Below are 14,334 nucleotides of genomic sequence, written 5' to 3' on the forward strand. Positions count from 1 at the left end.
AACGTCAACAATCCGCTGAACTGCCGCGATGTCGTCCTCGGTGGATGTCAGCGGCATCTGCACGACCGTGACTTTGAAGTCTTTTGCGGTGAGGCAGTCATAGACACCGCGCCAAGTACTGCCGTCGACGTTTGCGCCGTGCACGAGAACAATGGTCCTTACATCAGCAAGCGCCGCATGAGATTGCGCTGTCACGGTGCCGAGGGTCATGGCGCTGCAAAGCAGGAGCATTCGGAGATAGGTCATGATAGCGCTCTCCAATTGACGTTGATGTGGTTTTGTGGAGGGAGTTTCTTGGTTGAGGAACGTCGGGGCCGCTCCCTCGCGCGGCCATGTCAGCTGTCCTGGTGCGGGCGCAAGCGCGAATTGCGGCCTCCATCGCGCCGGAGAGGCCATGTCGGAGAGGCCGGGATTACCGGAAACAGCCGCCATCAGGACGGCGGATCCGCCGCCCGCATGCATTATGGCTGGGCGTAGTAGCCGCCATAATGCTTGATCGGTGACCAGACTGGCAGGATCGCTGGCAGCTCAGGTGAAAGGGCGATGAATTCTTCGGCCCCGAACACGACCCGTCCATCGACCACAGTCAGGACCGACGCGACGTGCTTGATCTCCTCCTGCGGCACTGTGATGTAATCCCTGTCCAGCAGCGCAAAGTCGGCAAGATTGCCCGGAGCGATCCGTCCCATCTCGGCCTGTGCGTCGGTGAACCATGCGGCGCCCTTCGTGAACAGATTCAGCGCCTCGATGCGGGAGAGTTGATTGTCTTCGGCGAGGACCTGATTGCCGGAGACAGATTTTCCCGTCACCATCCAGCTGATGGCCACCCAGGGGTTGAAGGTGGTGGCTCGGAAGGCGTCGGTGGTCATGGCCAAGGGGATCCCGCTGTCGACGAGCGCGCGAAGGCGGGGCGTTTCCAGAGCCTTCTCCCGGCTGTAGGTCTTCATGAAGCCGTCGCCGTGCAACGCCATCTTGGGGTCGAGCGCGATACCGCCGCCAAGCGTCTTGACCCTGAGGATGTTCTCCGAAGTGATCGTTTCCGCGTGCTCGATGCTCCACTTCAGGCCGTCCAGCGGAGTCGTCTCGTTCATCTTCTCCAAGGCGTCGAGGAACGGGGTGATGTTTTCATCGTAACTGATATGCATGCGGAACGGGATCCGTCGCCGAACCAGCTTTGCGATATCCTGCTCGACGTGGCGATGAATCCGCTTCGGATCGAGAATGACCGCGGGGCGGTCGAAGTTCTCGTGGTCGTGCACTTCCGTCTCGAGAGCCTTGGCGCCTCGAAACACATGACCATGCGCCATTGACGGATTCAGGTTCTGGCCGGGGCTCATGGGCGAGGTTGTCGTGATCGCGCTTATTTCGGCGTCGACCATGCTGTCACTGCCGAACTGCATGTCGACGAAAGACATCCGGAGATTGAAGCGACTTTCCGGCATGAGCATTGCTGCGGTGACGTGGGCGTCGGGATAGCCCCTGCTGCCACAATCGAAGACAGATGTTACGCCGAAACGGTTCAGGCCATGAATTGTTTGGATCAATGAACTCAGTTGCTCATCAAGATCAGGCTGGGGCATCAGCGTTTCCAGGGAGAGAAAGCCGAATGTGTCGCCGGAAACTGCGCCAGTATGATCGCCTTTCTCATCCCTCTCAAACTCCAGAACCTGAAAGTCTGGAAAGTCCTCAGTTCCCACACCAATCGCCTTCATCGCCGCTTCATTCATGAAGACGCGATTGTAGGCGTATTGCACGTGCAGCGGCCGATGTGGCGCCGCCTCGCGCAACTCCTCCATCGTGGGAAAGCGATTTTCCTCGAACTGGTAGGGGGACCAGCCGCCCATCACCTTGACCCAGTGCCCGTCGGGTGTCCGGTCGGCCTGTTCCTTCAGCATGGTCAGGGCGAGGCGCAGGGTTGGCACGCCGTCCCACCTGACATTGTATGTGTAGTTCGCCTCGTTGAGTAGATGCATATGAGCATCGTTGATGCCCGGGATCACCCTGCGACCGCTTGCATCGATCATCCGGGTGGCGGGACCTTGCAGGATCAGGATCTCGCGGTCCCCGCCAACGGAATAGATGCGGCCATTCTTCACGGCAAAGGCTGTGGCTGCAGGCTGGGCAAGATTCCCCGTGAAGATGTTTGCATTGAAAACTATCAGGTCTGCGCCTGAAGACGCTTGCCCAGACCGCGGCTGATTACTGACGGCAGCATGACCTGCCTGCGCGGCGCTTTCGATGCTCATTGTTGTCTCCATCATCGTGAAATTGGTGGCGGGAGGCGGCTGAGCCGCGCTCTCGTCGTTGTCGGGTTTGCCCAAGGCGAGAGCCGGAGCCTCCTGCTTGGCGAAGACCCTAGCCGGCGCTGGAGCGCGCCGCGGCGCAGAAGCTGCTGTCTGCGAGCAGATCCTGCGGGTCTGTCATCGCTCGGCGAGGTGGTGCTGCTTGATGGACGCCACGCCCTCTCCGCCGCGCGCCAGCGTCTCGCTCCGCGATGAAAGCTTCGGGCCGACCCGCAACAGTCGGGACGGTGCTGACAGGATGCTCGACGGCGCCGACCGCGCCCTATCGGCCGATCTCAACCCGCCCCGAGCCAGCGGCTGGCACCGCGCAGCACAGCAGGACGTCGCTGTCGGCGATTTCGGCGGAGGGCGGCGTGCGGTAGGTCACCGCTCCCGATCGCAACGGGGCGGCGCAGGCCCCGCACGCGCCGGCGCGGCAGCCGAACTCCGGCTCGAGGCCGAGGCGTTCGGCAAGGTCCAGCAGCGGCGGGTCGCCCGCCGTCCAGCGCGCCTCCACGCCGCTTTCGCTGAAGGCGACCGTCGCGGCCTCCGCCTCGGCGGGGGGCGCGGCCCGGGCGGCGGACGTCTCGCTAGTGCGCGCCAGCGCCGCCGGGCCGAAGGCTTCGGCGAAGATGCGTGCATCGCGCACGCCGAGGCCGCGCAGCGTCGCGTAGAGCAGCTGCATGAACGCGGGCGGGCCGCACAGCAGGAAATCGTAGTCGTCGAGCGGCAGCAGGCGGCGCAGCAGGTCGGCGTCGATGCGACCCTCGACGTCGAAGGCGTCGCCCGGCGCGGGACGCGTCAGCGCCGAGACGTAGCGGATGCGGCCGCCCGTCTCGGCCTCCAGCCGCCGGAAGTCGTCGGCGAAGGGGCGTTCGGCGGACGTGCGCCCGACGTGGATCGCCGTCAGCGCGCGGGTGTGGCGCGTGCGGCGGCCTTCGTTCGCGATCTCGCGGGCCATGGCGATCATGGGCGTCGCGCCGACGCCGGCGGCGAGGAAGACCGCCGGGCGTCGCTCCGCCGTATCGATGGTGAAGGCGCCAGAGGGTCCGCGCGCCTCGATCACGTCGCCCGGGCGCAGGACGTGATGCAGCCACCGCGAAACGGCGCCGGCCGGCGCGTCCTCGCGCTTGACCGAGATGCGCCAACCCGCATCGGACGGCGCCGAGGACAGGGTGAAGGATCTGACCACCGCCGCCCCGTCCGGCCCCGCAGGAACGCGGATGGTCAGATGCTGCCCGGCCTTCGTCTGCGGCAAGCCCCCGTCGTCCAAGGGTTTGAGGTGGAACGAGCGGATCACGCTGCTCTCGTCCACGACGCGGGCCACGCGGAAAGGGCGCCAGTCGCGGCGCAGGGCCTCCGCCGCCAGCGTCGCTGCGGCCTTGTCCCAATCGCCGGTCAGCGCGACGTTCGGCGACGGATCGCCCGCGCGCCAGCCCGGCGCGACGGCCGCGGGAAGGCGCACGCCGGCCTCCGCCGTGAAGCGCCAGAGGCGCTCGGCGCCGCGGAAGGCGTCCACCTCGGGCCCGTCCCAGACGATCTCGACGAACCCGGTCAGCATCAACGCCGCGCCGCTCTCCCAGTCGACAAACAGCAGCCCGGCGCGCGCGTCGACCAGGAAGTTGCCCAAGGTGTTGAAATGCAGGTTGCCTGCGAAGTCCGGCACTGTCAGCACGTCGCCGTCAACGCGAACGAAGCCCGCCTTTCCGCCGCGGTGCGAAACGTCGGCGCTGTCGCTGCGCGCCGCCGGATCGCCGCCGCCGCGATAGCTTGCGACGAAGAACGTCTCCGACCGGGAGATCAGCGCGCGCGCCGCGTCGTCGAGGCCCACAAGGCGCTCCGCCGTCGGCGGGGTTTCAGATTGGCGCCCGTGTGGAACGGTCGCGTCCGCGTCGCGCGGGCGGATGTACTGGGGGCAGTTGCCGAAGGCCTGAGCCACCGTCAGCGTCACCCCCGACAGGCCGACCGCCGTCACGCGACCGTTCACGCGGTTGCGGCGGCGGTTGCCCATGCCCATCCCGACCAGCCCGAGCTGCGCGCCCACGACCAGTCCCTCGACCAGCGGGTCGCCGGGAACGGGACGGGCACCGATCATCAGCGTCGCGGAGTCCGGCGAGGCGATGAAGCCCGCGGGGCCGGTCAGCACAGACGCCCACGGGCGGCCGTGGGCATCGACATGGCCGACGAAGACCAGCGGCAGCGCGGCGAAGAACTCGCGCAATTGATCCGTCAGATAGGGCCGCACCGCCTGACTGGCGAAGGCGGCGACACGTTCGGCGACGCCCACGCGCTCCTGCGCGGCGATCTCTCCGGCGTGGAAAGGCGAGGCTTCGGGGTGAGAGTCGTCAAAACCGGTCACGGTCGTTCTCCTTGCCGCGTGGGCTGCGCGAAGATCAGGCGGTCTCGGTCACGAGGCCCGCCGCGGTGGACGGCATCGCGACGAAGCCCGGCAGCCCCTCGATGCGGGCCAGCAGGGCGCGGATGCGGGGGTACGGGTCGAGCGAGACGCCGCCCTCGGGCGCATGGGCGGTGTACGAATAGATCGCGATGTCGGCGATGGTCGGTCGGCCCGCGGCGAGCCACTCTCGGCCGTCCAGATGCGCCTCGAGCCGCTTGAAGGCCGTGGCGGCGACCGCCCGGGCGCGGTCGACGTCAAGTTTCATGCCGAAGACCGTCACGAGCCGGGCCGCGGCGGGACCGTTGGCGATCTCGCCGGCGGCGAGCGACAGGACCTTCTGCACCTCGGCCTCGGCCGCGGCGCCCTCCGGGATCCAGGTTGGCGCGTAGCTGCGGGCCAGATAGACGAGGATCGCGTTGCTGTCCGCCACGACCACCGCCCCGTCCTCGATCACGGGAACCTCCGCGGCCGGGTTCAACGCGAGGAACGGCTGGCGCCGGTGCTCGCCGCCGGCGAGGTCGACGTCGACCAGTTCGAAGGGGATCCCCGAAAGGCGGGCGAAAAGCTCGACGCGGTGGCAATGGCCGGACTTGGCCAGGCGGTGGATGCGGATGGGGGCGGGCATCGGCGAGTTCTCCTTGCAGGCAGTCAGAGTTCCGGCGCTCCGGTCGTCGCCGTCCGCCCGAACATGGCGTGCGCCCGCTGCGGCGATAATTCACTCGTTATTTCAATGATCATGTACGTTGTGACCACAGTGAGTGGAGGGCGGATGGACAGCATGGACATGATGCGGGCGTTTCTCGCCGTGGCGCGGGAAGGCTCCTTCACCGGCGGAGCCCGTCGCCTTGGCGTCTCCACCAAGCTGGTCAGCAAGCGGGTGGCGGCGCTGGAGACGCGGCTGGGCGCGCAGCTGTTCGCCCGCACCACGCGCAGCGTGTCGCTGACCGACGCCGGGCGCGACTGCAGCCTCCGCGCCGCGCCGCTGGTCGAGCAGTTCGCCGAACTTGAGGACGCGTTGCGCGACCGGCGGACGGCGTTGTCAGGCGAGATCCGCATCACCGCGCCAACCGCTTTCGGCAGCCAGCGCCTGCCCGGCGCGCTCGGCGCCTTCATGACCGCGCATCCGCAGGTGAGCGTGCGGCTCGACCTGACGAACGCGCGGATCGACCTCGCCGCCGAGGGCTACGACCTCGCCGTTCGGGTCGGCGCGCCGGGCGATTCGACGATGATCGGCCGGCGTCTGGCGGCGACGCCGCTCATCGTCTGCGCCGCGCCGGATTATCTGGCGCGGGCCGGCGCGCCTGAACGCCCCGCCGACCTCGCGTCGCACGACTGCCTGATCGACCAAAACTTCACGGACCCGGCGATCTGGCGGTTCCTGCCCGCCCGGCCCGCGGCCGACGCGGCGGAGATCGCGGTTCGCGTGGCGGGCCGGGTTCACGCCAACGCCCCGGCGCCGCTGGCGGACTTCGCCATCGCCGGTCTCGGCGTCGCGCGGCTGCCCGCCTACATCGTGGCCGAGGCGGTGGCCGACGGCCGCCTCGTGGCGCTGTTGCCGCAGCATCGCGCGACGGAGATCGCACTGTTCGCGCTCTACCCGACCAACCGCCACCTGCCGACGCGCGTCAGGGCGCTGATCGACCATCTGGTCGCCTACTTCGGCGCGGCGCGTTGGGCAGTTCCGACGGGGCGGCCCGGCGGCGGGTGATCCCGGCGGTCAGTGCGGGCGCCGCCCGCCGAGAAGAGCCCCGACAGCAAGGCGATCGCGGCGAAGCTCGTCACCGCGCCGACCGCGCCGATCATGTCGAGCAGCGCGCCGAACAGCGGAGCGCCGACGGTCTGGCCGACGGCGATGGTCAGGAAGCCGACCATCAGGCCGGTCGCGGGGCGCTGCGCGAAGGCCCGGACGCCCCAAACCAGATAGACCCCGGTCAGCATGACGTAGGCGGCGCCGAACAGGGCGCCTCCCGCGAGGACCAGCGGCGGACTTGCGAACCCAGAACCGACCGCGACCGCACCCGCCGCCATCAGACCGAGAAACGCCCGGTGGACATCGTCGAGACCGAACCGCGCCACAAGCGCGCCGGCCCATGCGCCTGCGATCCCGCCCGCGCCGATGACGCTCCAGAGCAGGCCCGTCCCCGCGCTGTCCCAGCCCGGCCGCAGCGCCACGAGCTGGCCGCCGAAGGACCAGACCGCCGTGCTCGCCGCGCCCATCAGGAAGCAGGCGCCGATCAGTCGAAGCACGGCGGCGTCGAGCGTCGGCCAGCCGCCCGCGCCGTCTCCTCCCCGCGCCGCCGGGAGAGCCCGCCACGCCGCTGCGGCCAGTACGATCGCCACGATGGCGAAGGCGCCGAAGGCGAGGCGCCATTGGCCAGCCAGCGCGAGCGCGACCGGACCTGTCAGCGCGACGCCCGCGCTTGTCCCTGCGTTGATCGCGGTGTTCGTCGCATCCTGTCGCGCCGAGCGCACGGCAGCGGAGACGGCCGCGGCCATGGGCGGCGACGCAAGCCCGGTGCTCGACCCGGCCAGCACCACGGCCACGGCCAGGAGCGGCGCCGACGGCGCCAGCGCTATGCCGGCCATGCCCGCCGCGGCGACGACCGCCGCCGCAGTCGCGACGCTGCGCGCCCCGAAACGCTCGGTCGCCCAGGCCGAAGCGACGATGGCGATGCAGTAGCCGAGAAACGACCCGCCCGCGATCAGTCCGCTCAGAGTTGCGCCCAGGCCGAGGTCAGCGTCGATCTGCGGCAGGAACATCCCGAAGGCGAAGCGGGCGAAGCCGTAGCAGACCGCGATCAGACCGAAGCCGGTCGCGCCGATGCGCAGCGCCGGGCTCATGACCGCGCCGCCTCAACAAGGACGCTCGCCGCCGAACGCGCCGCCGCGACGGCGTCCGGACCTCGATAGACCGCCGCCGCCGTCGCGCCCTCGAACAGGACCACGATCTGCTCCGTCAGCGCCGCCTCGCCGGCGCCGCCGGTCTCCATGGCGACGATCGCAGCGACGCGGTTCCTGAACGCAGCCTTGTCCGCCATGACGGCGGCGGAGATCTCGGGGGCGTCGCCGCCGGTCTCGCCCTGCGCCCTGAGGAACAGGCAGCCGCGGGCGCCCTCGACGCGCACCCAGTCCTCCAGCGCGGCGAAGAGCGCATCGACGCTGCGCACCTCGAGAAGCTGCATGAAGCGGCGATTCCGTTCGGCGAGCGTCGCGGCGATGAGCGCGGTCTTGCCGCCTGCAAGCTTGTAGAGGGTCCGGCTCGACATGGAGGCCAGGACGGTAACGCGGTCCATGCCTGTGGCGGTGAAGCCGTGCCGATCGAAGAGCCGCTCCGCCGCGGCCACCAGCTTTGCTTTCTGATCCATGGCGCGGATGTAAAACGATCGTTTTCCAAAATCAACCGACGGGCGGGAAATGCTGTCCGGAGAAGGAGGTCGTCATTTGAAATCAAGACCGCAGACGACGAACGCCGCAGCGCCAGCGGACCGTCGATCGGCTGGCGTCAGCGCGGGAAGCGGCGGATGCGTGGTTGATCGGAACCGTGCCGCGCGCGGCCGCAGGCCCCGATGGCAACGCCCGGCAGGCGCCCCGTTCGGCGAACGGTCGATCGAGGACGGTCACCGCGATGACTCGCGTGACATCGGTTTCCCCCGCCGCAGGATTGTTATAGCATAGCATCAAGGATCACTTGATGGTCCGCTCCGGTCGTTGATGGTCCGTCACCACACACGGGTGGACCATTCGGCGGATCGCCGACCGCAAGACCCAGCAACAGACGGCGACATCGACCCTATGGCAAGCACAGCAACCACCCCACGCGCCCATCCGTCCTTCACCCAATGGTGCTCCGAGGGGCGACATGCGTCCTATGTGCGCACGACGAAAAGCCCGGGCGGCATTCTCGACCTCGTCGAGGTGGCGCGGCCAGCCGGGGACATGTCCCGCCCAGCCGTGCCGGAACTCGTTCTCTGTCAGGATCTGCTGGGCGGCAGCCGCGTGAGCGGCGGCTCGCCGGATGGGCGCTATGACGTGAAGAGCGAGAAGGGCAATCTCTACCTCGACGCCCCGGACGTCGCAAAGGCGGTCAACGTCGCCGGCAGCCATCGGCTTCGCATCCTGTCGTTTCCCTTGGCGCACTGGCGGAGCGTGCTCGACGAGGCCGCCGACGGCGGATTCTCGTTGGAAAACCTGCAACTCTACAAGGGGTCTTTCCACTCGCCGGCCATCCGCCTGGCGCTCAAGGAGCTCTGGGCGCTGTCCGAAGAGGAGGGAGCGCCGTCGCGCTTGCTGGCGCGTTCCGCAGGCTGCGAGATTCTGGCCGAGCTATGTCGGCTCGGCGGGGCGCCGATCAGGCGTGCGAAGGGCGGCCTTGCTCCGTGGGCGGAGCGACGCTGTCTGGATCTGATGCGTGCGCGGCTGTCGGAAGACCTCAGCGTGGACGAACTGGCCGCCGAGGCGCAGCTCTCGCCTTTTCATTTCGCCCGTATGTTCAAGCAGAGCGTCGGCGTGCCGCCACGCGTTTACCTGACGCGATTGAGGGTGGAGAAAGTCTGCGAACTTCTCGAACTGACGGATCTTTCGATCACGGAGATCGCGCTGGAGGTTGGGTATTCGTCGAACCAGATACTCGCCCGGGTGTTCGCCAAGCATCGGCGCATGACACCGTCCGAGTATCGTCGCGCCGTTCGCGATCCGGCGCGGTCGGCGGATCGCTTCATGGCGCCTTCAGTTCTGACGGCTTAGCAGCGCCTGAATCCGAAAAGGTCTTTCGCAGCCATTGCGCCGCCTCCGTGACATCCTCGTCAGACAGTTCATGGCGGGCCGGCAGCATCCGGGCCTCGACGTGGGCGCCACGGGCCGTCAGGTCGTCCGCCAGCGTCGACGCGGCGCCGACAATCTGATCGTCACGTCCATCGAGCATCAACACACGCGTCGCCGAAAGATCGCCGGTCTGCAGGTTTTCCGTCGCCTGCATTCCACGGAGCAGAATCGCCCGGCGCACGACGCCGGGATGCAGCTGGATGACGGCGGCCAGAAGGTTTGCCCCGTTTGAATAACCGACGAAGGCGAACTTGTCGGCGTCGAGACCGTAAGCCGTCACGGCGCCCTCGACGAAGGCCGCGAAGGCTTCGGCCTCGCTCCGGAGATCCGCCTGGTCGAGCGTCATCGCGTCGACCCGGCCGAACCAGCGTCTGATCCCGTCCTCGACCGCCCTGCCGCGCACGCCCAAGAGGGTCGCTCGGGGCGCGATGCGGCGGGCGATCGGCATCAGGTCGGCTTCGTCTCCGCCGGCGCCGTGCAGCAGCGCCAGGGTTGTCCCGTCCGGGTGCTTCGGCCGGTTGAAGCGGTGGATGAAGGGGAGGCTGCGAGCGGGAAGCCGCTCTTCACCCGGCAGGGTGAATTGCGGCAGCATCGCCAACAGGTCTGCCGCTCGGTGGGCAGCTTGCGGCGGCAGGAACAGCGTCTGACCGAGTTCGCCGGGCGGCTCGTCAATGGCCATTCCCGGCCCGTCGGTCGCGTATTCCATGAGAATGCCGGCAGGATCGCGAACATAGAGAGACAGAAAGTATTTCCGGTCATGTACCTCGGTCGGCCCGTGATCCCTGAGCGACAGCCGCATGGATCTGAGCGCATCGGCATCCGGCGCGCGGAAAGCCACATGGTCCGGGACGCCCGCGCCCGGCACGGAGGGCACGAAGCCGGCCGTCTCCCTGACGTCGACGACGTCGGTATCGGAAACCATGCGCTGCCGCAGGCCTTCGCGCTGCGCGCGACGGTAGCCGAAACGCGTGATGAACGTCGCGGTCTCCGCGCCGTTGTCGGTCAGAACTGTCACGCCGCGCAGACGGGTTGGCGCGCCCGGAAGCGGAGCCGGAGACGGCATCTCGACGCCGACCAGCTTCACGATCAATCCGTCAGGATCTTTCAGCCACAGGACCGGCTCTTCGAACTCCCGAGTTGGTCCGTCGAACGGAACGTTGGCCGCGAGCGCCTTGAGGAGCCAATCACCGAGGGACTCCGGCGAAACGGCGAGCGCCACTTCCGACACCTGCCCGATGCCGGTGCGGCCTCGCCCGCTGGCCTCCCAGACGAGGAAGGTCAGCAACGATCCCGGGCTGCCAACGCCATCGCCAAAGAGCAGGTGCAGTTGTTCGGCATCCGCATAGCCGCCGGTCTGTTTCACCAGCTTGAGGCCCAGGAAGCCGACGTAGAAGTCGATGTTGGCCTGCACGTCGGCGGTGATGCCGGTGACGTGGTGAAGCCCGCTTGTCATTCCGGCCATGGCGCCAGCGGTCACCTGCGTTCCTCGCGAGCAAGGACCTTTTGCACCGCTGGATCGGCGGCAATCCTGTCATGGAGCGCCTGAACGTGAGGGTGCTCCTTCAGGCCGTCCGGGAGGAGCTTTTTCGCCCAACGGATCATCGGGAAGGAATAGGCGTCGATCACCGAGCGCCCACCATCCAGGATGTGTTCGCGACCAGCGAGGTGGCGATTCAGAAGGCCGAACTGCTTCGCGACCAGCTTTCTTCCCGCTTCGACCACGGCGCGGCGAGCTGATTCAGTTCTGTCGCTGGTGTATCGATCCGGCATGAATATGGGCCAGAAAGATGCATGCACGTCCGAGGTGAAGAACGCCGACCAGCGATGCGCTTCGGCCTTGTCTCGCACTCCATCGCCTCCGGCGAGCCGCGCCTCCGGGTGCTTGGACGCCAGATAGTCAAGGATGGCGCCGGCCTGTGTGAGAAGCCACCCGTCGTTTTCCTGAAGGGTCGGCACGGCTCCCGCAGGATTGACCGCGAGAAGCTCATCGGAGCCGAATTGAACCCTGACAGCCTCGTATGGCGCGCCGATCCATTCAAGCGCGATATGAGGCGCCAGCGAACAGGCGCCAACAGCATAGTAGAGTGTTGGCATGATGTCTTGCATCCTCCATTCAATATCTTCAGGAAGCGGGGAGAGCGGCCTTTTCGGATATTGAGCGTCTCGCCCTTTCAGGCCGGCTTCCTCACACGGCCGGCGCAGGGCGCCGGCTGCGTCACCCCGAGGGAGAAGGCCCTTGACGCGGCCCCCTCGAGCTGCGTTCGCCGCACCTTTGGGTGGGCGCCTGTGACGACGAGGGCGAAACTGCCGCCCGCGAAACTGTGATGTGCCCTGAAACTCAGGATCCGGCCGGTATTCGGGCGATCACCTTGATCTCGAAGTCGAACCCGGCCAGCCAGTTGACGCCGATCGCAGTCCAGTTCGGATAGGGCGGCTGGGCGAATACCTGGCTCTTCACTGCCATGATCGTCTCGAACTGGTTTTCGGGATCGGTGTGGAACGTCGTCACGTCAACGATGTCGTCGAACGTGCAGCCGCCTGCCGCCAGCGTCGCTTCAAGGTTCGAGAAGGCCAACCGAACCTGCTTGGCGAAATCCGGTTCGGGCGAGCCATCTGAACGGCTTCCTACCTGACCGGAGACGAACAGCAAATCTTCCGATGCGATGGCGGCGGAGTAGCCGTGCAGCTCGTAGAGTGCGTGCCGATCATTTGGAAAAATGGGATTTCGTTTTGTCATATTTGCATCCTTTCGGGAGTTTCAGGCACAGCAAGGTATGACTTTCCAGCCATGATCTTCAGTGCGTACATCGTCATTAGAGGTCTTGGTAAGCGAAGACTGGTGACGTCGCCGATCTTATGGCGGGCGCGACTTCACGACCCAGAAGCGTGATCGAGCGCTTCATCGCAGCCGTCTCAAGCGATGCCGTGCTCATCTGGAACGTGATGCGCGAGACGCCGCCGAGCGCCTCGCTGGCATGAAGCGCCTTGGCGGCGACCGTGGTCGGATCGCCGATCAGGAAGGCGCCTTCGGGGCCGGCCATGGCTTCGAACTGCCGGCGTGTCGGCGACGACCAGCCGCGTTCGCGGCCGACCGTCGCGGTGAGATGCGCCCAGCCGGGAAAGAAGGCGTCCTTCGCCGCCGCATCGGTCTCGCCGACAAAGCCCATTGCGTGGACGCCAACCACAAGCTTGTCGGGGCTGTGCCCGGCCTGCACGCCGGCGTCACGATAGAGATCGACCAGTGGACGGAACCGTTCGAAATCGCCGCCAATGATCGCCACCATGAGCGGAAGACCGAGCGCCCCAGCGCGCGCAAAGGATTGCGGCGTGCCGCCGACGCCGATCCAGAGCGGCAGACGCGGCTGATGGGGACGCGGAAAGACGCCCTGACCCGTGAGGGCCGGACGGAAGCGGCCTTCCCATGTGATGTTGGTGGTCTCGCGTAGTTTCAGGAGCAGATCGAGCTTCTCCGAAAAGAGTTCGTCATATGCCCGCGTGTCGAGGCCAAACAGCGGGAAGGCTTCGCCGAAGGATCCTCTGCCGACGACGATTTCAGCGCGCCCCCTCGCGACCAGATCGAGGGTTGCGAATTCCTGAAACACCCGCACGGGGTCGGCGGCGCTCAGCACGGTCACCGCGCTCGTCAACCTTATCCGGCTGGTGCGGGCCGCTGCGGCGGCGAGGATGATTGCCGGAGCGGAGTCGAGAAATTCGGCGCGGTGATGTTCACCGATGCCGAACACGTCAAGCCCGACCCGGTCGGCGATCTCAATCTCATCGAGGAGGGCGGCCATGCGATCCGTCGGCGAAGGCGGCCTGCCCGTCGCCGGATCAGGGAAGATCGCCGCAAAGCTGTCGATGCCGATTTCCATGATTGGTCCCTTCACGTGCTTCTCGCGCCGCCAGACGCTGCTGGCCGCTGGCGTCCATGCCGGTCCCGGTTGTCCCATGCGGGATAGACTTTGATCTGGAGCGGACGTCACGCCGCCACGCGACGGCGCAACGAAAGACGGGCTCCTGCTCAGCCATCTGCGACACGGACGGTCGAACCGTCCTCACATGTCGTTTTCGGTTCCGTCCGGGTTCGCTTTGATCTGGTACTCGCCGCTCTCGCGGAAGCTGCGAACGGTGGCGAAGGTGTCCTCCATGAACTGCACATAGGACAGCTTGCCGTTCTCGCCGCGCGCCAGAACCGCGAACGGCGAGGTCACCGTCTTGCCCAGCGTATTCGACGTATAGGTGAAGGCGCCGAAGATCGCGGCGCCGTCCTCATTCTCGAAGCTGTCGTGGATCTGGAAGTTATCGACCGTCCAATAACGGTGCACATCGATAAAGGTCTGGACCAGACCTTCGGTTCCTTTCGTCGTCCCGGCCCACGGCATGACCTGCTTCAGTTCCGGGTTGTCGTAGTTCAGGGAGACATAGGTGAATTCATCGGTGGTGTATCGTTTGACGAAGTCGAGATCGGTCGGGTTCGACAGGATCGTCTGGAGCACCGCCAACGGCGATTCTGCTGACGCCGGCTCCGCCGTGGAAGCATCCTGCGCCAAGGCGGCGCCAGCCAGCGAAGTCAACGCCACGGAGGCGGCGGCGTTACGAAGAGTGCGTGCGATGGAAGACATGATATGCGCCTTTATTGAGTGTCACTGAGCACAGACCCTAGCGAGCGTCTGTCAGGCTTGCGGCGCAGAGGCTGCGCAGTTGGGTCCGTTCCTGCTGGCTTCCGGGCTTCTCGATGGGCTCCGAAGCCCGCGTCATGAAGCGACGCCGCGCGAAAACCGGCCCGTCATCGGAAGGACCGCCCCCCGACGGCGCGCCGCGGTTTGCCGTGGC

At 66.9% G+C, this 14,334-nt stretch carries 12 protein-coding genes and 1 pseudogene; 2 read left to right on the forward strand and 11 right to left on the reverse strand.

Going from position 1 to position 14,334, the window contains the following annotated elements; genetic code table 11:
- The 4 genes and pseudogenes from BLW43_RS21475 to BLW43_RS21490 form a co-directional block, all read right to left on the reverse strand.
- Positions 1-246 (reverse strand): annotated as a pseudogene (locus BLW43_RS21475) (hypothetical protein); the annotation flags it as partial.
- A 215-nt stretch (positions 247-461) separates the two neighbouring features.
- Positions 462-2,246: an amidohydrolase gene (locus BLW43_RS21480; protein WP_217632279.1), complete on the reverse strand. Its 1,785-nt coding sequence runs from the start codon at positions 2,244-2,246 to the stop codon at positions 462-464.
- 319 nt (positions 2,247-2,565) lie between these two features.
- The gene (locus BLW43_RS21485; RefSeq protein WP_093256686.1) at positions 2,566-4,641 is read right to left on the reverse strand and encodes a pyridoxamine 5'-phosphate oxidase family protein; all 2,076 of its coding nucleotides are present in this window, start codon (positions 4,639-4,641) and stop codon (positions 2,566-2,568) included.
- Between the two features lie 34 nt (positions 4,642-4,675).
- Positions 4,676-5,305: a glutathione S-transferase family protein gene (locus tag BLW43_RS21490; RefSeq protein WP_093256688.1), complete on the reverse strand. Its 630-nt coding sequence runs from the start codon at positions 5,303-5,305 to the stop codon at positions 4,676-4,678.
- A 144-nt stretch (positions 5,306-5,449) separates the two neighbouring features.
- On the opposite strand from BLW43_RS21490, the gene BLW43_RS21495 reads away from it, so the two are divergent.
- Positions 5,450-6,388, forward strand: coding sequence for a LysR family transcriptional regulator (locus tag BLW43_RS21495; RefSeq protein WP_093256691.1), 939 nt, complete (start codon positions 5,450-5,452; stop codon positions 6,386-6,388).
- Here BLW43_RS21495 and BLW43_RS21500 read toward each other — a convergent pair.
- On the reverse strand, positions 6,334-7,521 hold the full coding sequence (locus BLW43_RS21500; RefSeq protein ID WP_093256692.1) for an MFS transporter: 1,188 nt from the start codon (positions 7,519-7,521) through the stop codon (positions 6,334-6,336). The genes BLW43_RS21495 and BLW43_RS21500 overlap by 55 nt on opposite strands.
- A complete protein-coding gene (locus BLW43_RS21505; protein WP_093256695.1) occupies positions 7,518-8,045 on the reverse strand; it encodes a TetR/AcrR family transcriptional regulator in 528 nt (175 codons plus the stop codon). Before BLW43_RS21505 ends, BLW43_RS21500 begins: the two co-directional genes overlap by 4 nt.
- A 505-nt stretch (positions 8,046-8,550) precedes the next feature.
- Here BLW43_RS21505 and BLW43_RS21510 point away from each other — a divergent pair.
- A complete protein-coding gene (locus BLW43_RS21510) occupies positions 8,551-9,423 on the forward strand; it encodes a helix-turn-helix domain-containing protein (protein WP_245731164.1) in 873 nt (290 codons plus the stop codon).
- Here the strand turns inward: BLW43_RS21510 and BLW43_RS21515 are convergent.
- From BLW43_RS21515 to BLW43_RS21535, 5 genes are all read right to left on the reverse strand, one after another.
- On the reverse strand, positions 9,395-10,954 hold the full coding sequence (locus tag BLW43_RS21515; protein WP_093256710.1) for a VOC family protein: 1,560 nt from the start codon (positions 10,952-10,954) through the stop codon (positions 9,395-9,397). The genes BLW43_RS21510 and BLW43_RS21515 overlap by 29 nt on opposite strands.
- 20 nt (positions 10,955-10,974) lie before the next feature.
- Entirely contained in the window at positions 10,975-11,595 is a 621-nt protein-coding gene (locus BLW43_RS21520; protein ID WP_093256712.1) for a glutathione S-transferase family protein, read from the reverse strand.
- 244 nt (positions 11,596-11,839) lie between these two features.
- Entirely contained in the window at positions 11,840-12,238 is a 399-nt protein-coding gene (locus BLW43_RS21525; RefSeq protein ID WP_093256700.1) for a RidA family protein, read from the reverse strand.
- 76 nt (positions 12,239-12,314) lie between these two features.
- Positions 12,315-13,373: an Atu2307/SP_0267 family LLM class monooxygenase gene (locus tag BLW43_RS21530; RefSeq protein WP_093256702.1), complete on the reverse strand. Its 1,059-nt coding sequence runs from the start codon at positions 13,371-13,373 to the stop codon at positions 12,315-12,317.
- A gap of 183 nt (positions 13,374-13,556) precedes the next feature.
- The gene (locus tag BLW43_RS21535; protein ID WP_217632280.1) at positions 13,557-14,123 is read right to left on the reverse strand and encodes a nuclear transport factor 2 family protein; all 567 of its coding nucleotides are present in this window, start codon (positions 14,121-14,123) and stop codon (positions 13,557-13,559) included.
- Positions 14,124-14,334 lie beyond the last annotated feature (211 nt).

The organism is Rubrimonas cliftonensis, assembly GCF_900107585.1.
Taxonomy (GTDB): domain Bacteria; phylum Pseudomonadota; class Alphaproteobacteria; order Rhodobacterales; family Rhodobacteraceae; genus Rubrimonas; species Rubrimonas cliftonensis.